This is a genomic window from Sphaerisporangium viridialbum (assembly GCF_049674955.1).
GTDB lineage: Bacteria > Actinomycetota > Actinomycetes > Streptosporangiales > Streptosporangiaceae > Sphaerisporangium > Sphaerisporangium viridialbum.
Map to the genome: position 1 here is coordinate 8,243,585 of NZ_CP187232.1, position 18,469 is coordinate 8,262,053.

The window sequence follows — 18,469 nt, forward strand, 5'->3', positions numbered from 1 at the left end:
CAAGCCCCGGTACCCAGGTCGCGCGCTCCCAGTCTCGCAGCTTCGTGGGCGTATAGTAATACTTGAGCATTCAACTAATGACGTGGGGGGACGACGACCGGCGCCAAGGGGGGAGCCGGGGCGCCTCCGCGCGACAATCGGTGTGCGGAGCCTGCACAATCGACCCCGAACCTCAATGCGAAGGCGGACCAGGATCGTGACGATCTCCATTCATCAGCAGATCGCCGATGAGCTCGGCGTGCGCGAGCGCCAGGTGAAGGCGGCCGTCGAGCTGCTCGACGGCGGCGCCACCGTGCCGTTCATCGCCCGCTACCGCAAGGAAGCGACCGAGATGCTCGACGACGCGCAGCTGCGCACGCTCGAAGACCGGTTGCGCTACCTGCGCGAGCTGGAGGAGCGGCGCACGGCGATCCTGGAGTCGATCCGCTCCCAGGGCAAGCTCGACGAGGCGCTGGAAGCGCAGATCATGGCGGCCGACTCCAAGGCGCGCCTGGAGGACATCTACCTCCCGTACAAGCCCAAGCGCCGCACCAAGGCGCAGATCGCCCGGGAGGCGGGGCTGGAGCCGCTCGCCGACGGGCTGCTCGCCGACCCCTCGGTCGACCCGCAGGCGGCCGCGGCGGCCTTCGTCGACGCCGAGAAGGGCGTCGCGGACGCCGCCGCCGCGCTGGAGGGCGCGCGGGCCATCCTGATCGAGCGCTTCGCCGAGGACGCCGACCTCATCGGCGGCCTGCGCGAGCAGATGTGGTCGCGTGGCCGCCTCGTCGCGCGGGTCCGCGACGACAAGCAGGAGGCGGGCGCCAAGTTCTCCGACTACTTCGACTTCGCCGAGCCCTTCACCAAGCTGCCCTCGCACCGCATCCTGGCGATGTTCCGCGGCGAGAAGGAGGAGGTCCTCACCCTCACGCTGGAGCCCGAGGAGGCGCCCGCCGAGGACGGCCCCAACACCTACGAGCAGCGCATCGCGCGGCGCTTCGACGTCGCCGACCGGGGCAGGCCGGCCGACCGCTGGCTGCTCGACACCGTGCGCTGGGCCTGGCGCACCCGCGTGCTCGTCCATCTCGGCATCGACCTGCGCATGCGCCTGTGGCAGGCCGCCGAGGAGGAGGCGGTGCGGGTGTTCGCCACCAACCTGCGCGACCTGCTGCTCGCCGCCCCCGCGGGCACCCGGCCGACCATGGGCCTCGACCCCGGCCTGCGTACGGGCGTGAAGGTCGCCGTCGTGGACGCCACCGGCAAGGTCGTCGCCACCGAGACGATCTACCCGCACGAGCCGAGACGCCGCTGGGACGAGTCGATCGCGGTCCTCGCGCGGCTGGCCCGCGAGCACGGCGTCGAGCTGATCGCGATCGGCAACGGCACCGCCTCCCGCGAGACCGACAAGCTCGCCGGCGACCTCATCAAGCAGCAGCCCGACCTCAAGCTCACCAAGATCGTCGTCTCGGAGGCCGGGGCCTCGGTCTACTCCGCCTCCGCCTACGCCTCGCAGGAGCTTCCCGGTCTGGACGTCTCCCTGCGCGGCGCGGTGTCCATCGCCCGCAGGCTCCAGGACCCCCTGGCCGAGCTGGTCAAGATCGACCCCAAGTCGATCGGCGTCGGGCAGTACCAGCACGACCTGTCCGAGACCAAGCTCTCGCGCTCGCTCGACGCCGTGGTGGAGGACTGCGTGAACGCCGTCGGCGTGGACGTCAACACCGCCTCCGCGCCGCTGCTGACCCGCGTCTCCGGCATCGGCTCCGGGCTCGCGGAGAACATCGTGCTGCACCGCGACGCCAACGGGCCGTTCCGGTCGCGCCGCGCGCTCAAGGACGTGCCCCGGCTCGGCCCGAAGGCGTTCGAGCAGTGCGCCGGCTTCCTGCGCATCCCCGGCGGGGACGACCCCCTCGACTCCTCCAGCGTGCACCCGGAGGCGTACCCGGTGGTGCGGCGCATCATCGACGCCACCAGCGGCGACCTGAAGACCCTGATCGGCAACGGCGCGGTGCTGCGCTCACTGAAGCCGGCGCAGTTCGCCGACGAGACCTTCGGCCTGCCGACCGTCACCGACATCCTCAAGGAGCTGGAGAAGCCGGGCCGCGACCCGCGACCCGGCTTCAAGGCCGCGACCTTCAAGGAGGGCGTGGACAAGATCTCCGACCTGTCACCCGGCATGCTGCTGGAAGGCGTGGTCACCAACGTCGCCGCCTTCGGCGCGTTCGTCGACGTGGGCGTCCACCAGGACGGCCTCGTCCACGTGTCCGCCATGTCCAGGACCTTCGTGAAGGACCCGCGCGAGGTCGTGAAGCCGGGCGACATCGTCCGCGTCAAGGTGCTCGACGTCGACATCCCCCGCAAGCGCATCTCCCTCACCCTCCGCCTCGAAGACGAGACCGCCCAGAACGCTCCGGCCGCGGACGGCGACCGCGACCGCGACCGCGACCGCAGGGGCGGCAAGAAGCCCGGGCAGGGGCAGCGCGGCGGAGGCCGGCCGAGGCAGGACCGGGCCGCACCGGCCGGCGGCGGCGCCCTGGCCGAGGCCCTCCGCAAGGCCGGCCTCGACAAGGGCATCAAGTAACTCGCGGCAGACGTCCGGAGAATCGGTACGCCCGGCGGGTCCGGGCGTACCGGCGAGGCCGCAGGAAGGACCTGCGTTCGGAAGGCGGAGAATCGAACGGATACCCTTCGGCTGTTCGTGAAACCGTCAACCGCCCACGTAGGGGAACGTCATGTCGCAGGCTCCCGTCAAGGTCACCGTCACCGGCGCCGCCGGCCAGATCGGCTACGCGCTGCTCTTCCGCATCGCCTCAGGCCACCTGCTCGGCCCGGACGTGCCGGTGCGGCTGAGCCTTCTTGAGATCCCGCAGGCCGTCAAGGCCGCGGAGGGCACCGCCATGGAGCTCGACGACTGCGCGTTCCCGCTGCTCCAGGGCATCGACATCAGCGACGACGCCAACGTCGCCTTCGAGGGCGCCAACATCGCGCTCCTCGTGGGCGCCCGGCCGCGCACCGCCGGCATGGAGCGGGGCGACCTGCTGCAGGCCAACGGCGGCATCTTCGGGCCGCAGGGCAAGGCGATCAACGACCACGCGGCCGACGACGTGCGCGTCCTGGTCGTCGGCAACCCCGCCAACACCAACGCGCTGATCGCCCAGTCGCACGCGCCCGACGTCCCCGCCGAGCGGTTCACGGCGATGACCAGGCTCGACCACAACCGCGCGCTCTCTCAGCTCGCCACCAAGCTCGACGTCCCTGTGACGGCCATCACCAAGATGACCATCTGGGGCAACCACTCCGCCACGCAGTACCCCGACCTCTACAACACCGAGGTCAACGGCAAGATCGCCGCCGAGCAGGTCGACGAGGGATGGCTGCGCGACACCTTCATCCCCACGGTCGCCAAGCGCGGCGCCGCGATCATCGAGGCGCGCGGCGCGTCCTCGGCCGCCTCGGCGGCGAACGCGGCCATCGACCACGTCCACGACTGGGTGAACGGCACCCCCGAGGGTGACTGGACCTCCGTGGCGCTCCCGTCCGACGGCTCGTACGGCGTGCCCGAGGGCCTGATCTCTTCGTTCCCGGCCGTCTCCCGCGGGGGTCGCTGGGAGATCGTCCAGGGCCTGTCGCACAACCAGTTCTCCCGGGAGCGCGTCGACGCCTCGGTGCGCGAGCTCGGCGAGGAGCGCGACGCGGTCAAGGAGCTCGGGCTCATCTGAGCCGCCCCCTCGGCACGCCGGAGCCCGGCCCCGGGATCTGTCCGGATCCCGGGGCGGCGACGGCGTGAACCTCTTCGCCCGCACGGTTGTCTAACCGGGCGAAGGGAGAAAAATCATGATGTTGAAAGCCCTGGGTGCGCTCGTCCTGGTCCTCGCGGCGACAGCCGTACCGGCTGGTACGGCCGCCGCGACCACGACGCCCGCCGCCCGGCACGCCGAGCACGGTGAGCACTCCGACTCCATCCGGTACGCCTCGCTCAAGAGATGCGTGAACAAGAACAAGGACGAGGTCCCCTGCGGGCCCTGGCAGCTCTACCTGCACAGCGGCAGGACGGTCGCCCTGGCCGGCGCCCGGATCCACCCCCGCGACGCGCGCGGCAAGGTCGTCAAGGACGTGCCCGCCCCCGTGGCGGTCAGCGGCGACGGCCGCTACGTCGCCTACGTCCGCGAGCGTGACGATCGCCTGGTGGTACGGGAGCTCACCGGGAAGGTCCACGTCATGCCGGTGGACGCGATGCCCAAGGGTACGAACATGGCCGGGGTGACGCTCGGCCTGTCCCCCACGGGAGCCGGCCTGGCCGTGGAGGACGGCGACCAGAGGTTCATCCGCCTGTTCGACGTCGCGGCCGGGAAGGCGCTCGGCGCCATCCCCGCGCACCGGGCCTTCGCGGGCTTCAGCGCGGACGAGGACGAGGTGCTCACCACGCTGACCACCGACGAGAACACCACGATGCTCATCACCTACGACCTCCAGGGGAAAGAGGTGGCGCGCCGGGAGCCGCCGCAGGTCGTGGCGCAGGACCAGGCGCTCGCGCTGCACGCCGACGGTCGCTCCGTCGCGTTCTACTCACCGGGAACGCGCACCCTGAAGGTCTACGACCTTGCGTCCGACACCGTGGTGGGAAGCACCCGCGTGCGGCTGCCGGGCGACGAGGTGCCCCAGATGATCGACTGGACGGGCGCCCGCGAGGTCACCGCGCACGTCCTCCAGTCCGGCGACGGCAAGCCGGACACCATGACCATCCTGCGGATCGATCCGGGTACCGGCGCCGTCAAGGTCCGCGACTCCTACAAGATCAAGAACGCGTTCACCTTCGCGGCGTGCGGCGGCTGACAGCCCGATCAGGGCGAGGATCACGACCTCGGTGACCACCACCAGCCGCTGGGTCAGCCCGGCGGGGACGGCACCGGGGTCGGCGCCGAACATCCGCACGGCGTAGGGCAGGAGCACCAGGACCAGGAAGCAGGCGGCGGCGAGGCTCAGCCATCTCAACAGGCGGGCCCGCTCGCCCCCGCGCGACGCCACCACGAGCCCCGCCGCCGGCATGGCCACGAACGCGGCGAAGGCGGCGTAACGGTGGATGCCCCCTGACATCGACAACGACATCCCCGGCCGGTCCGTGGGGAACGCCGCGATCATCAACATGCAGCAGCCCCACACGCCCACCAGCGCCACCGTGGCACGCTCTCCGCCTTGCCGCGACATCTCGATGGCGAACAGCGCCGACCCCACGGCGAACAGCGTCAGCGAGGCCGCCAGCAGCCACCCGTGCGGGTGGAAGGCGTACTCGCTGATCATCCCCCGGAGCGGGTCCAGGTCGGAGGTCAGATGGACGGTGACCATGGCGGCGGCGCCCCCGGCGATGGCGGCGAACCCGCCGGCCGTCAAACGATTCGTCATGCACTTGACTTTGGCGGCCGGCATGACATAGAGGCATCGGAGATCGACCGGATCGAGCCCTGGAGCACCCCCGGCCCGACCCCGACGTCCGCACGCCCCGACGCGGCCCGAGCTCAGGGTCGATGCGCGTCCACCAGGTAAAACGACCCCAGACGGCCCCCGGTCAGGGTCACCGGCCCGCTGACTCGGCCACGTCGGCGGAGTCGGCGGGGGCCAGCTCGGGCTCGGAGGCACGGAGCCACCGGCTGCCGTACGCATCCAGCACGATCTTCACCCTGCCGTCGGACGAGATCTTCTCGGTGCCGTCGACCAGCAGGTCGGTCAGCACCTGGCCGTCGTCGAGGTCGTCGAGGGTGAGCTCGAAGGAGACCTCCTTGCCCGCGAAGTTGTGCAGGGCGATCACGGTGGCCCCGTCGATGTCCGCGCGGTGGGCCAGCACGGCGGGCTCCCCGGTGTCCAGCACCGTGTACTCACCCCAGGCCAGCTCCGGACAGCCCCGGTACTGCTCGATCAGCTTGGTGATCCACATGAGCAGCGAGCCGGGGTCGCGCCGCTGGGCGCTGACGTTGACGTGCTCGGGGCCGTACCTGCCCTCGATCATGGGGTTGCGGAACGACCTCGGGTCCGCGGTGGAGAAGCCGCCGTTCTTGTGGGGCGTCCACTGCATCGGCGTCCGCACGGCCTCCCGGCCCTCGACCTGGAGGTTCTCCCCCATGCCGATCTCCTCGCCGTAGAAGAGCACGGGTGTGCCCGGCAGGGAGAAGAGCAGGCTGTACACCATCCTGATCTTCCGCTGGTCGCCGTCCAGCATGGGCGGCAGGCGGCGGCGCAGCCCCCGGCCGTACAGCTGCATGTCCTTGTCGGGGCCGAACGCCTTGAAGACCTCCTGGCGCTCCGCCTCGGTCAGCTTGTCCAGCGTGAGCTCGTCGTGGTTGCGGACGAACGTGGCCCAGTGGCTGTCCCTCGGCGGGGCCGGGCGCTCCCTCAGCGAGCCGGCGAGCGGGCTCGCGTCGCCCCTGGCCAGCGCGAGGTACATGCGCTGCATGCCGATGAAGTCGAAGCACATCGTGACCTCGTCGCCGAGATCGTTGCCGAAGTACTTCAGCAGGTCCGGGTATTCGAGGTTGACCTCGCCGAGGAGCACGGCGCTGCCGTCCCTGCGGTTCATGAACGCCCGCATGTCGCGCAGGAACTCGTGGACGTCGGGGAGCTTGCCGTCCTGTCCCTCTGCCTCGGCCTTCTTGGTGTCCTCCTTCTTGGAGACGTCCTCCACCAGGAACGGGACGGCGTCGACGCGGAATCCGGAAAGCCCGAGCTCCATCCAGAACCCGAGGATCCTGGCGATCTCGTCGCGCACCTCGGGATTGGCGACGTTGAGGTCGGGCTGGAAACGGTAGAAGCGGTGGTAGTAATACTGCTCGCTGCCCTTGTCGTACTCCCAGAGGCTGTCCTCCTTGTCGGGGAAGACCACGCCCTTGGGGTCGTCGGGCTCGGGGGTGTCGGACCAGATGTACCAGTCGCGGTAGCGCGAGTCGCGGGACGACCTCGCGTCCTTGAACCACGGGTGCTCGTCGGAGGTGTGGTTGACGACCAGGTCGGCGATGACGCGGATCCCCCGGTCGCGCGCGGTGCGCATGAACTCGACGAACTCCCCGAGCGTGCCGAGCCGGGGGTCCACGCCGTAGAAGTCCGTGATGTCGTATCCGTCGTCACGGTCGGGGCTCGGGAAGAACGGCATCAGCCAGACGCAGGTCACTCCGAGCCGTTCGAGGTGGTCGATGTGCTCGGTGGCGCCGCGGAAGTCGCCGATGCCGTCGCCGTTGCCGTCGGCGAACGTCTCGACGTCGAGGCAGTAGACGACGGCGTTCTTCCACCACAGGTCTGAGGTATGGGTGAGTCTCACCCGCCCGCCTCTACCCCAAGGGACGGCAAACTATCTGCCAAGGCGGAACGAGGGTGCCCGGAAAAGCTTTAGGGCCCGTACCGGTGATGCGGTACGGGCCCAGATGAGAAAGGCTGTCGTCAGATGACGGTAACCTGCTCGGCCTGCGGGCCCTTGGCCCCCTGCACGGTCACATAGGTGACTCGCTGGTTCTCATCCAGGCTGCGGTAGCCACCGGAGGTGATCGCCGAGTAGTGCACGAACACATCGGCAGTACCGTCGTCCGGAGCGATGAAGCCAAAGCCCTTTTCGGCGTTGAACCACTTGACGGTGCCTTCAGACAACTCTGCTTCTCCTTTTTAGGAGCCTTCACCGTGCCGCCAGGTCGGCGGAACGGGGCTGCGTAGCGGACCATACCCTGCATCCACGAAACCGCTGAAGAAGCAGAACGACCGCTGTCAGGAAACTTCCCGCGGGCGCTTTTAAGGAAAAGACGTTCGAGGAAACTACGACTGCAACAGGGTCGACCCTACCGGCTGTCCCGCCGAATCACAAACGAATCACGCGTGTCGCGAGCCGGTCCCGCATATGCACCTGGGACAGCACAAAAAACACCGATATTTCGTTACATAGAGTGACGCTGGGCCAGGTCGAGCAGGCGGGTCAGCCGTCCTCCCTGAGCACCCGCTGGGCGACCACGAAGGCCGCGTTCGCCGCCGGCACGCCACAGTAGATGGCCGTCTGGAGCAGCACTTCCTTGATCTCGTCGGGGGTGAGCCCGTTGCGCAGCGCCGCCCGCACGTGCATGGCGAGCTCGTCCAGGTGCCCGTGGGCGACCAGCGCCGTGAGCGTGACACAGCTCCGCGTCCTGCGGTCGAGGCCGGGACGCGTCCAGATCTCCCCCCACGCGTACCGGGTGATGAAGTCCTGGAAGTCGGCCGTGAAGTCGGTGGCGGCGCCCAGGGCCCTCTCGACGTGGGCCTCGCCGAGCACCTCCCGCCGCACCTTGAGGCCCCTGCCGTGGCCGAGGAACCGCGACATCAGCCCGGACACGATGTCGGCGTGTTCGAGGTTGGCCAGGTGGGCCGCCTCGGCCACCACGGCCAGGCGCGCGCCGGGAATGCCCTCGGCGATGGTCTCGGCGTGCTCCACGGGGGTCGACGGGTCCTGGTCGCCGGCGATCACCAGCGTGCGCGCCGTGATCCGCGGCAGCCGGTCGCGCAGGTCGAAGGCCGCGATCGCCTCGCAGGCCAGCGCGTAGGACTCCGGGTCGGTGCCGAGCAGTGTCGTCTGCACAGGCTCGGCCAGCTCGGGATCGACCCCGAGCGTGAACCACCGGGCGGTCACCATGCCCGCCAGCCACCCCGTGCCCTCGGCCCGCACCCGCGCCGCGCGCTCGTGCCACGGCCCCGGGTCCCCGAACCGCGCCGAGGTGCAGCAGAGCACCAGCTCGGAGATCCGCTCGGGGGCCAGCGCCGCGGCGGCCATCGCGACCGCCCCGCCGAGGGACACGCCGCCCACCGCGAACCGCTCGGTGTCCGCGAGCGCGAGGACGTCCCTCGCCAGGTCCTCGATGGAGAACTCGCCCTTGGCCACAGGAGAGGCACCGTGCCCCGGCAGGTCATAGCGCAGCACCCGCCACGAACGGCTCAGCTCGGCCGCCTGGGGCTCCCACAGGTGCCTCGTGGTGCCGAGCGACGGCCCCAGCACCAGCAGCGGCCCGTCGTCCGGCCCGGTCACCTCGTATCGCAGTTCCACGTCGTCTCCCCTCCTCCAGTGATCGGCCGTTCCGGCCTGTCACGGTCGCCGCTCACCGGCTCGCGCGGTACGCCTCCAGCGCGCGGTCGACAAGGTCCCCTGACGCGCCTAGCCCGCCCGACAGCTCCCCCGTGACGGCGAGGTTGGCACGCATGCGCTCGGGAGAGATCACGAGGCCGGCGCACAGCTCGGCCGCCAGCTCCGCCGCCCCTCCGGTGAGGCGCAGGCACTCGCGGAACGGCATCCACTCGGCGTGCCAGGCTCCCGTCGCCCGCTCGTGCTCGGACACCAGCGACGACTGGAGGATCTGGGCGAGGGCGGGCACCTGCGAGGCGGCCGACCTGACCAGGATGGAGAGCACGGGATTGCGCTTGTGCGCCATCGCCGACGACCCTCCCCGCCCGGGGGCGGCCGGCTCGGCCACCTCCCCCACCTCGTTCTGCGCCAGCAGGACGACGTCGCCCGCGATCTTCCCGAGCGCCCCCGCCGTCGTGGCCAGCGCCGCGCCGAGCCCCGCCGCGGCCGTCCTGCGCGAGTGCCACGGCTGTACGGCCCGCGCCAGGCCCAGCTCGTCGGCGAAGACGTCCATCAGCCCGGCCGGGCCGAGCCCTTCCAGGGTGCCGGCGGCCCCGCCGAGCTGGGCGGGAAGGCGCGCCCCAAGCACGGCCGACCGGGCGTCGAGGACCAGCAGCAGCCAGCCCGCCGCCTTGAGGCCGAACGTCACGGGCACGGCGTGCTGCCCGAGCGTGCGCCCGGCCATCGGGGTGTCCCGGTGCTCGGCGGCGAGCCCGGCGAGGGCGTCGAGCGTTCGGCCGAGGTCGGCCACGATCACCGCGCGTGCTCGCGCCGCCATCAGCATGAGCGCCGAGTCCACAATGTCCTGACTTGTCGCCCCACGGTGGATAAATCCGCTCAAGGAGTGATCAGCCGCGCGCAGCTCCGCCAGCATCGGCACCACGGGATTCCCCGCGCCCCTGGCGCGGCGCGCCAGCTCCACCACGTCGATCTCGATCTTGCCGCACAGCTCGGTGACGGCCTCCGCCGCCGACGACGGCACGATGCCGAGGCGCGCCTGCGCCCGGGCCAGCGCGGCCTCGGCGTCGAGCATGCCCCGCAGGAACGCCTCGTCAGAGGTCGCCGACTCCACGGCCGAGCCCGCCCGTACGGGCGAGAGCAGCCCCGCGTCCAAGGGCGGGCGGTCGGAGATCACTCTGCCTCCCCTGCCTGCTCGAAACCAGCGACCGGGCACACCGGACCCAGTGCCTATTTTGCATGGTCGCGATCAGGCCGGTTCGGCGAGGTACCAGCGGGCCTGGCCGTCACCGCGCGTGAGCGAGTCGAGCCGGCGCGGCAGCTCCTTGCGGGAGAAGGGGTCGCGGGTCGCGTTGCGGATGTGGATGCCCACGGCGTACATGTCCCTGATCTCCATGAGCGTCGGGTAGCCGTGCCACGCGCGCAGGTCGGAGCCGTACGCCCCGGCGAAGTCGTCGACGTCCGCCGCCGTCAGGCCGAACCGCCGCTGCCCGTGGTAGGTGTGCACGAGATCCCACTCGCGGGGCCCCACGGCGACCCCGTCCCAGTCGCAGAGCACGGCGTGGCCGTCCTGGCAGCGCAGCAGGTTGTCGATCCACGCGTCCCCATGCAGCAGCACCGGAGGCTCGGCCGTGTCCAGCTCGGCCCACCGGGTGGTCAGCTCGGCGACCCGGTCGCGCAGCCAGGCCCGCTGGCAGGGGGTCAGCACCTCCTTGCGGTGCTCCACGGAGTCGCGCACCTCCGCCAGCGGGTCGGACAGCCGCTTCAGCGGGAACGGCGGCACCGGCAGCAGGTGGAGGCTGCGCAGGATGTTCCCGAGCTGCGTGGTCGTCGGCCGCCCGCTCGCGGGAACGTAGTGCCAGAAGGTCACCACGCGCCCGTCGTACACCAGGGGCTGCTCGCACAGCTCGTCGGCCGGGCGGACCGTCGGGAAGCCCTGCTGGGCGAGCCACCTGGCCACGGCCAGCACGACGGGCAGGCGGGTGAGGGCGTCCGGCGCGGTGGCGATGCGGACGACGATCTCGTCGCGGAGCTTGAAGACCGCGTTGCTCCGCACGCGGAGCAGCTGCGCGTCCCGGGCGTCGAGGCCGACGCTCTCGCACACCTCCACGAGGATCGCGGCGGCCTCGTCCGCCAGCATGCTCATGGGCGTTCCAGCGCGAGCTGCGGGCCCGCCTCCGCCAGCAGGTCGTGCAGATGTCGGGCGGCGGGCGTCCGCCGCTCCCCGCGCGGCACGATGGACAGCAGGGCTCGGGCCCGGGTGACGACGATGGAGGTGCGGTGCTCCGGCGGCACCTGGGTGAGGGCCTGCTCGGCCAGCCGGCAGGCCTCCTCGTACCCGCCGTCCCTGGCGACGTGCGCCGCCTGGTCGAGCAGGACGAGCGCCGGGTCGATCGTGTAGGGGCTGGAGGGCCTGGAGATCCACTCCTGCACCTGCTCGGCCTCGCCCAGCTCGATGAGGGTGCCCATGCGGTAGAACTGCAGCCGCCGCTCGGAGAATCGGAACGCCAGGTGGTCGGCCCCTTCGCGGGGCATGCGGGAGAAGATGCGCTCGGCCTCGGCCAGCGCGACGCGGGCGGCCTGGTGCTCGCCCATGCGCGCCAGCGCCCTCGCCTCGGCCGCCGCGCCGAGCGCCGCGGGCGAACTTGGAGCGCTCCCGGCGAGCATCCGGGCCTCGCGCGCGAGCCGTACGGTCTCGGTGAGGTCGCCGTAGTAGTACGGCAGCATGGCCTCCTGCGCCCGCACGAGGGCGCGCAGCCTGACCTCTCCCATGTCGTCGGAGGCCGCCCGCGCCGTGCCGTACCAGGCGTGGGCCTGGCGGGTGTCGCCGAGCTTCATGAGCGCGTCGGCGGAGAGCAGGGCCAGCATGGTGGTGGCGTTCAGCAGGCGGCGCTGGGTGACCGCGGGCTGCCGGGACGACACGAGCCTGCGGACGTCGGCGATCTCCAGCATGAGCCGGTAGAGCATCGGCAGCGGGGCGCTCTTGATGTACTCGCGGCGGTAGCGCAGCACCTGCTCGTCGAGCCGGTCGAGCTGGTCCTCGCTGACCGTGCCGGTGGCCAGCGTGCGGTCCATGTCCTGGCGGGTGCGCTCGACCTCGGCCAGCAGGCGGCCGTTCAGGGGAAGGCCGGAGCTCAGCAGGGCGTGGTGGAACAGCGCCCGGCGCTCGGCCTCGTCGTCGGGGTCCAGCGTGGGGACGCGGGAATGCGGGAGGGAGTCCTCGGTGGGGACGGCGTGGGCCGGGGTGACGACCACGACGTTCGGGCTGTCACCGTCGTCGCAGTAGTCGGCCGCCAGGCCAAGGCGCACGGCGTTGGCGGAGTAGAGCCGGGCGATCTGGTCGATCGTCTGCGGCCGGGGACGCGCCCGGTTGTTCTCCCAGGCGTTCAGCAGGTCGATGCTGGCGCGGGGCAGGCCGAGCGAGTGCGTCTCACAGAGCCGCTCGAGCTCCTCGATCGCCTGGCGCGCCGACCACCCGCGGGCCAGGCGGTGGGCCTTGAGAAGGCTCACGCCACAGCAGCTGTTGATGGCCTGGGCCGTCTGCCATGGGCTCCACTGCCGAGCCACGGCCTGCTCCCTCCAGCGCCGCGCGCACGCCGGGGAATGCTCTCCACGGGCCATTTCCGCCCTCCGCCACTGGAGTGTTCCGCCTTACGGATGTTTCCCAGATGTTAACCAGCCGGCACCTAATGACCTACAGCGTTATGGGACTGATGCCTGGGCACCCGCGTGGTTTCCACGTAAACCTGGCGCCCAACCGACGGTATTCCACTTATCAGTGGATTTGCTCTGATTGCCGCTAGGCGCCCGCGGGTTCAGTCTGGTCCCCAACCGGTCCCACCTTGTCCCCGCTGGAGACCACCATGAAGACGGCAGAACCAAGCGTCCAGTCGGCCGAGGCCATCGACCACCTGGAGCGACTCGCCGCGCAGTTGGAGGCCCACGCCTTCCAGGTGCGCCTCACGGCGCGCACCGGACTCTATCCGCGCCTCCGTGTGATCAACCCGATGGCCCCGGCCGTCACCGAAGACGTGCTCGCCGCCAACGCCGCGGACGGCGAGTGGTGGTTCTGGCTGTCGTGGGCCGGCCGCATCGGCCACGCCTCCGACATCGTCACGGCGGCGGAGCGCATCGCCAGCGTCCTGCACGTCATCCGGCGCTGACCTTTCCTCCGGCGGTTCCGTACGGCTCGCGCGAGGCACGACGCGCGAGCCCTACGCGTGCGGAACCACCTAGAAGTGGGTGGCGGGACGGTCCTGCAGGACGCCGTCGACGTAGGTGTCGACCTTCTCGTTGTAGAAGGCGACCAGGCCCGCGATCTTCTGCGACTCCCAGAGCGGCGACCGGTAGGACCAGACGATGTCCTTGTTGCCGCCGACCGACCAGTACTCCGCCTGGCCCTTGTACGGGCAGTGCGTCACCGTGTCGGTGTGCTCCAGCAGGTCGAAGCGGACGTCGGTCTTCGGCAGGTAGTACCTCGGCGGCAGGCCGGTCTCGAAGAGGATGCGCGCGCCGCGCGAGTCCGCCACCGTCACGCCGTCCACCTCGACGCGCACGTGCCGCTGGCTCGCCAGGATGTCGACCCGGGTGTACGGGTCGCGGGCGTGCACGTAGACCTCCTCGTCCTCCTCGAACCAGGCGTCCATGGCGGCCCAGTCGAACCGCACCCTGCCCTTGAGCTCATCGATGGGCGAGTCGCCGTAGACGGTGGCGGCGCCGGACCGGCCCTCGATGTCGTGGACGTCGCCGTCGCCCCGGCTCGGCGAGTGGTCGGTGCGCCCCGTCGCCGTGAGGCGCTCCATGTCGACGTCGTCCGTCGGGAAGTAGTACGTCGGGTAGTAGGGGATCTCCCACACCAGCAACGCGCGGGAGGTGTCGGCCACCGGCCGCCCTCCGATGTACGCGCGGACACGCTTGGCGGTGGGCTCGACCCTTACCCGGCCACGCTTGGTCGGCTCCATGGTCCGGGCAACCGAGGAGTCGCGACCCCTATTCCCGATTTGCCGGTTTGTCGCGCCGTCCTCCAAGCTGGATGGGTGGCGCCCAAGAAGATCATCATCGACTGCGACCCCGGCATCGACGACGCGCTGGCCATCACGCTCGCGCACGGGAGCCCGGACCTGGAGATCGTGGGCATCACCACGGTCGGCGGCAACGTCAACCTCGCGTACACGACCGGCAACGCGCTGCGGCTGCGGGAGTTCCTCGGCTTCCCCGGCGTCCCTGTGACGGCCGGCAGCGCGGGCGCGCTGCTGCGCGTTCCGGTGGACGCGGCGGTCGTCCACGGCCGGTACGGCCTCGGCGAGGCCCGGCTGCCCGAGGCCACGCTGTCGCCGCGCGACGGGCACGCCGCCGACTTCATCATCGAGACGCTCAGGGCCGCCCCCGGCGAGATCACCCTGGTCGCGATCGGCCCGCTCACCAACGTGGCCCTCGCCCTGCTCAAGGAGCCGAGGATCGCCGAGTGGGCCCGCGAGTTCGCCATCCTCGGCGGCTCGTACACCCGGGGCAACTTCTCCCCCGCCGCCGAGTTCAACATCGCCGCCGACCCCGAGGCCGCCGCGATCGCGTTCGGCGCCGGATGGACGGTCACGATGCTCGGCCTGGACGTGAGCCGCCAGGCCCTGGCCGTCGGGAAGGTGGTCGACCGCATGCGGGCCATGGGCAGGCTCGGCGCCGACCTGCTCGTGCCCTGCGTGGAGTTCTACGGCATGGTCACGGCCGACGAGGGCCCCGCGATCCACGACGCCTGCACGATCGCGTACCTGATCGACCCCTCGCTCGTCACGCTCGAACCCGCGGTCGTCCAGGTCGAGACGGCCGGCCGGTTCACCTCGGGGATGACCGTGACCGACTTCGACCTCGCCGGCCGCGTGCCCAACGCCATGGTCGGCACCTCGCTCGACGTGTCCCGCTTCTGGGACCTTGTCCTTTCCGTGTACGAGGACGTCGCCCGCCGGATCGACTAGCGGGGGCGCGTTAGGGGCGGATCGGTGGCGTGGCCGGGACGCTTCCTGGAAGCATGCCGTGCCATGGGGAACAAACGGCGGTGGCCGATCGCGATCACCTGCCTGGCTCTGGTGACGGCGTGCGGCGGTGGCCGTACGGCCGCGCCGGGGCCGGCGGCGACGACCCTCCCCTCACCTGGCCACGCGTCGACCGCTCCCGTCGCCGCCGCGACGGGCGAGACGGCGGTCTCGCCCAACTGGAAGCCGGTCGCGGGCGCGAAGCTCGCGGGGAGCGCGGCGCTCCTCGACGTGGCGGCGACCGGCCCGCGCGACGCCTGGGCGGTGGGGTACAAGGACAGCGCGGAGGACCGCGAGGGCACCCCGGCCCTCCAGCACTGGGACGGCACCCGCTGGACCCAGAAGACGATCTCTCCCTCGGACGCCTGGCACCTGGTCGGCGTCAGCGCGGGCGGCCCCGACGACGTGTGGATCGTCGGCAACGCCGGCAACGCCTACACCGCCCACTGGGACGGCACCCGCTGGACCGGATGGCACCCGTTCGGGGTGGCCGACGACTACTCCCTGACCGGCGTCGCCGCCACCGGAGGGCACGCCTGGCTCGTCGGCCGCACCCCCTCGCAAGGGGTGATCATGGAGTGGACGGGGCGGCGGTTCCGCAACGCCCTGCGCGCCGACGGGTACTTCACGGCGATCACCGCCAAGCCGGGCCACGTGTGGGCGGTCGGCACCGACGCCCCACCGGGCACCTCCGTCACGCCCGGCACGCCGATGGTCTGGCACGGCACCGCCGTGTCGGGGCCGGACATCCAGTCGTGGCAGCGCGGCCGGACACCCGCGATCGCCGGAGGCGTGCTGCGCAAGGTCTGGATGGTCACACCGTCCGACGTGTGGGCGGTGGGCAGCGTGTCACCCCCTGACGGTACGGCCGAGGTCCCGCTCGTCCTCCACTGGGACGGCGCCTCGTGGAAGCAGGTCCAGGTCCCGGTCTCCCGGGGGAAGCTCGACGGCGTCACGGCCGCCGGGTCCGGCGACGTGTGGATCAGCGGCATCGACGCCGACCACTCTGGCCAGGTGCTCTTCCTCCACTTCGACGGCCGGAAGTGGACCCCGTCGTACGGGCCGCTGCTCCGGCGGGAGCGGGAGGACCAGCAGTACCCGCAGTCCGACGACATCGGCAGAACCGGCATCACGCGGGTACCCGGCTCCTCCCGGCTCTGGGCCGTGGGCTCTGTAGGCTGGGGCGACGCCGAAGCCGACTTCATCCTCCGCCACGACTGACCGGCGTCCCGGGCGTTTAATCGCGAGCGGAAACGCGGTGCCCTTGGCAGCATGTCGAGCATGACCGAACGGAACTTCCCCCGCCAGTTCGCCCGTACCCGACGGTTCAGCCTCGGCGTGCCCCGCCTGTTCGGCGTCTCGCCCGGCGGCGACCGGGTGGCGTTCCTCAGATCGCGCGGCGGGGACGATCCGGTGACGTGCCTGTGGACGCTCGACGTCGCCACCGGCCGGGAGCGGCTCGTCGTGGACCCCCTCACGCTCCAGGAGGGAGACGAAGAGGTCCCGGACGAGGAGAAGGCCCGCCGCGAGCGGTCGCGCGAGCAGTCCGCCGGAATCGTCGGCTACGCCACCGACGCCCAAGGACGTCTGACCGCGTTCACCCTCTCAGGCCGCCTGTTCACCGCCCGCCTCGACGCCGGCAGCACCGCGGACCAGCCCGCGAGCACGGTCCGTGAGCTGGACGTATCCGGGCCGGTGATCGATCCCCGTCCCGACCCCTCGGGCGCCCGCATCGCGTACGTGGCGCGGGGCGCGCTGCGGGTCGTGGGCGCCGACGGCGGCGGCGACCGGGCGCTGGCGGAGTCCGACGGCCCCGAGGTGGGGTACGGCCTGGCGGAGCACGTCGCGGCCGAGGAGATGGGAAGGGATCGCGGCCACTGGTGGGCACCCGACGGCTCCCGCCTGCTCGTCGCGCGGGTCGACACCTCCCCTGTGCAGCGGTGGTGGATATCGGACCCCGCGAACCCCGCGAACCCGCCCCGGCAGATCGCCTATCCCGCCGCGGGCACCGCCAACGCGGACGTCTCCCTGTGGCTGATCGGGCTCGACGGCTCGCGGGTGGCCGTCGAGTGGGACCGGGCCGCGTTCGAGTACGTCGTCGCGGTGCACTGGGGGGCGACGCTCCTGGTGTCGGTGCAGACTCGCGACCAGCGGATCCTGCGACTCCTTGAGGTTGACCCGGAGACCGGTGCCACCACGGTCCGCCGGGAGGATCACGACGCCCTCTGGGTGGAGATCGTGCCGGGCCTGCCCACGACGACGGCGTCCGGCGCGCTCGTGTGGACCGCCGACCAGGACGACACGCGCCGCCTGCTCGTCGACGGCGAGCCGGTGACCCCGCCCGGTCTCCAGGTACGCGCGGTACTGGACGTCGACGACGACACGATCCTCTTCACCGCCTCCGAAGAACCCACAGAAACCCATCTGTGGACCTATGGCCTCCCAGACCTCAGGCTTCGGCGGCTCAGCCATGCGCCCGGCGTGTACGGGGGGTCGCTGGCCGGGGGCACCGCGGTGGTGACCGCGCAGTCACTCGACCACGACGGGACGCTGGTGACCGTCCACCGCCACGGCGAGCCGGTCGCCGAGATCGCGTCCCGCGCCGAGAAGCCCGTGCTCACACCCCGGGTCGAGCTGATGCGGGCCGGTGAGCGTGAGCTGCGTACGGCCGTGCTGCTGCCGTCCTGGCATGAGCCGGGCTCCGGAAAGCTTCCCGTGCTCATGGACCCCTACGGCGGACCGGGGCACCAGCTCGTGGTGGCCGCCCGCAGCTGGACGTTCCTGGTCTCCCAGTGGTTCGCCGAGCAGGGGTTCGCGGTGGTGGTCGCCGACGGCTGCGGCACTCCAGGCCGTGGGCCCGCATGGGAGAAGTCGATCTGGGGCGACGTCGCCGCTCCCGTACTGGAGGACCAGGTCTCGGCGCTGCACGCGGCGGCCGAGCGGTACCCCGACCTCGACCTCTCCCGGGTGGCGATCCGCGGCTGGTCGTTCGGAGGCTTCCTCGCCGCGCTGGCCGTGCTGCGACGCCCCGACGTCTTCCACGCCGCCGTCGCCGGAGCCGCCCCCACCGACCAGCGGCTCTACGACACCCACTGGAAGGAGCGCTTCCTCGGCCACCCGGATGAGGAGCCGGACAACTACACGCGGAACTCGATCATCCACGAGGCGGCCGACCTGCGGCGTCCCCTCATGCTGATCCAGGGCCTGGCCGACGACAACGTGATCGCCGCCCACACCCTGCGCTTCTCGGCCGCCCTGACCGCCGCCGGCCGCCCCCACACCGTCCTCCCCCTGCCGGGCGTAACCCACATGACCCCCCAGGAAGCCGTCGCGGAGAACCTCCTCCACCTCCAGGTGGACTTCCTCAAACGCTCCCTCGGCCTCTGGCCATAGTGGC

Annotated in this window: 14 protein-coding genes and 1 pseudogene; 7 read left to right on the forward strand and 8 right to left on the reverse strand. The window is 71.4% G+C overall.

The features are described 5' to 3' along the window. The first annotated feature begins 196 nt into the window (after window positions 1-196). The 3 genes from ACOZ38_RS37075 (at window position 197) to ACOZ38_RS37085 (ending at window position 4,806) form a co-directional block, all read left to right on the forward strand. On the forward strand, window positions 197-2,554 hold the full coding sequence (locus tag ACOZ38_RS37075) for a Tex family protein (protein WP_424535646.1): 2,358 nt from the start codon (window positions 197-199) through the stop codon (window positions 2,552-2,554). A gap of 151 nt (window positions 2,555-2,705) precedes the next feature. Then, window positions 2,706-3,692, forward strand: coding sequence for a malate dehydrogenase (locus ACOZ38_RS37080; protein ID WP_424535647.1), 987 nt, complete (start codon window positions 2,706-2,708; stop codon window positions 3,690-3,692). A 115-nt stretch (window positions 3,693-3,807) separates the two neighbouring features. Beyond that, window positions 3,808-4,806 (forward strand): hypothetical protein, encoded by a 999-nt coding sequence (locus ACOZ38_RS37085; protein ID WP_424535648.1) that lies wholly within the window; start codon window positions 3,808-3,810, stop codon window positions 4,804-4,806. A 60-nt stretch (window positions 4,807-4,866) separates the two neighbouring features. Here the strand turns inward: ACOZ38_RS37085 and ACOZ38_RS37090 are convergent. The 7 genes and pseudogenes from ACOZ38_RS37090 to ACOZ38_RS37120 all read right to left on the reverse strand — a co-directional run. After that, window positions 4,867-5,631 (reverse strand): annotated as a pseudogene (locus ACOZ38_RS37090) (DUF998 domain-containing protein); the annotation flags it as partial. Further along, window positions 5,543-7,276 carry an alpha-amylase family protein gene (locus tag ACOZ38_RS37095; protein WP_424535649.1) on the reverse strand — a complete coding sequence of 578 codons (1,734 nt, stop codon included), beginning with the start codon at window positions 7,274-7,276 and terminating at the stop codon, window positions 5,543-5,545. The pseudogene ACOZ38_RS37090 and the gene ACOZ38_RS37095, both read right to left, overlap by 89 nt. A gap of 119 nt (window positions 7,277-7,395) precedes the next feature. Beyond that, on the reverse strand, window positions 7,396-7,599 hold the full coding sequence (locus ACOZ38_RS37100; RefSeq protein WP_358548954.1) for a cold-shock protein: 204 nt from the start codon (window positions 7,597-7,599) through the stop codon (window positions 7,396-7,398). A 319-nt stretch (window positions 7,600-7,918) separates the two neighbouring features. Next, window positions 7,919-9,013, reverse strand: a complete 1,095-nt coding sequence (pcaC, locus tag ACOZ38_RS37105) for a 4-carboxymuconolactone decarboxylase (protein ID WP_424535650.1) — start codon at window positions 9,011-9,013, stop codon at window positions 7,919-7,921. Between the two features lie 52 nt (window positions 9,014-9,065). Beyond that, window positions 9,066-10,223 carry a 3-carboxy-cis,cis-muconate cycloisomerase gene (pcaB, locus tag ACOZ38_RS37110; RefSeq protein WP_424535651.1) on the reverse strand — a complete coding sequence of 386 codons (1,158 nt, stop codon included), beginning with the start codon at window positions 10,221-10,223 and terminating at the stop codon, window positions 9,066-9,068. A gap of 72 nt (window positions 10,224-10,295) precedes the next feature. Then, entirely contained in the window at window positions 10,296-11,192 is an 897-nt protein-coding gene (locus ACOZ38_RS37115) for a phosphotransferase enzyme family protein (RefSeq protein ID WP_405140797.1), read from the reverse strand. Then, on the reverse strand, window positions 11,189-12,613 hold the full coding sequence (locus tag ACOZ38_RS37120; RefSeq protein ID WP_405140798.1) for a helix-turn-helix domain-containing protein: 1,425 nt from the start codon (window positions 12,611-12,613) through the stop codon (window positions 11,189-11,191). Before ACOZ38_RS37120 ends, ACOZ38_RS37115 begins: the two co-directional genes overlap by 4 nt. Before the next feature lie 296 nt (window positions 12,614-12,909). Between ACOZ38_RS37120 and ACOZ38_RS37125 the strand changes: the two genes are divergently transcribed. Next, window positions 12,910-13,209 carry a hypothetical protein gene (locus tag ACOZ38_RS37125; RefSeq protein WP_405140799.1) on the forward strand — a complete coding sequence of 100 codons (300 nt, stop codon included), beginning with the start codon at window positions 12,910-12,912 and terminating at the stop codon, window positions 13,207-13,209. A 69-nt stretch (window positions 13,210-13,278) separates the two neighbouring features. Here the strand turns inward: ACOZ38_RS37125 and ACOZ38_RS37130 are convergent, their stop codons facing one another. Further along, window positions 13,279-14,007 (reverse strand): DUF427 domain-containing protein, encoded by a 729-nt coding sequence (locus ACOZ38_RS37130; protein ID WP_405140800.1) that lies wholly within the window; start codon window positions 14,005-14,007, stop codon window positions 13,279-13,281. A gap of 75 nt (window positions 14,008-14,082) precedes the next feature. Here ACOZ38_RS37130 and ACOZ38_RS37135 point away from each other — a divergent pair, with 75 nt between their 5' ends. From ACOZ38_RS37135 to ACOZ38_RS37145, 3 genes are all read left to right on the forward strand, one after another. Next, window positions 14,083-15,015: a nucleoside hydrolase gene (locus ACOZ38_RS37135; RefSeq protein WP_424535652.1), complete on the forward strand. Its 933-nt coding sequence runs from the start codon at window positions 14,083-14,085 to the stop codon at window positions 15,013-15,015. A gap of 63 nt (window positions 15,016-15,078) precedes the next feature. Further along, a complete protein-coding gene (locus tag ACOZ38_RS37140; RefSeq protein ID WP_424535653.1) occupies window positions 15,079-16,293 on the forward strand; it encodes a hypothetical protein in 1,215 nt (404 codons plus the stop codon). Window positions 16,294-16,353: 60 nt separating this feature from the next. Continuing rightward, window positions 16,354-18,465: a prolyl oligopeptidase family serine peptidase gene (locus ACOZ38_RS37145; protein WP_424535654.1), complete on the forward strand. Its 2,112-nt coding sequence runs from the start codon at window positions 16,354-16,356 to the stop codon at window positions 18,463-18,465. Window positions 18,466-18,469: the final 4 nt, after the last annotated feature.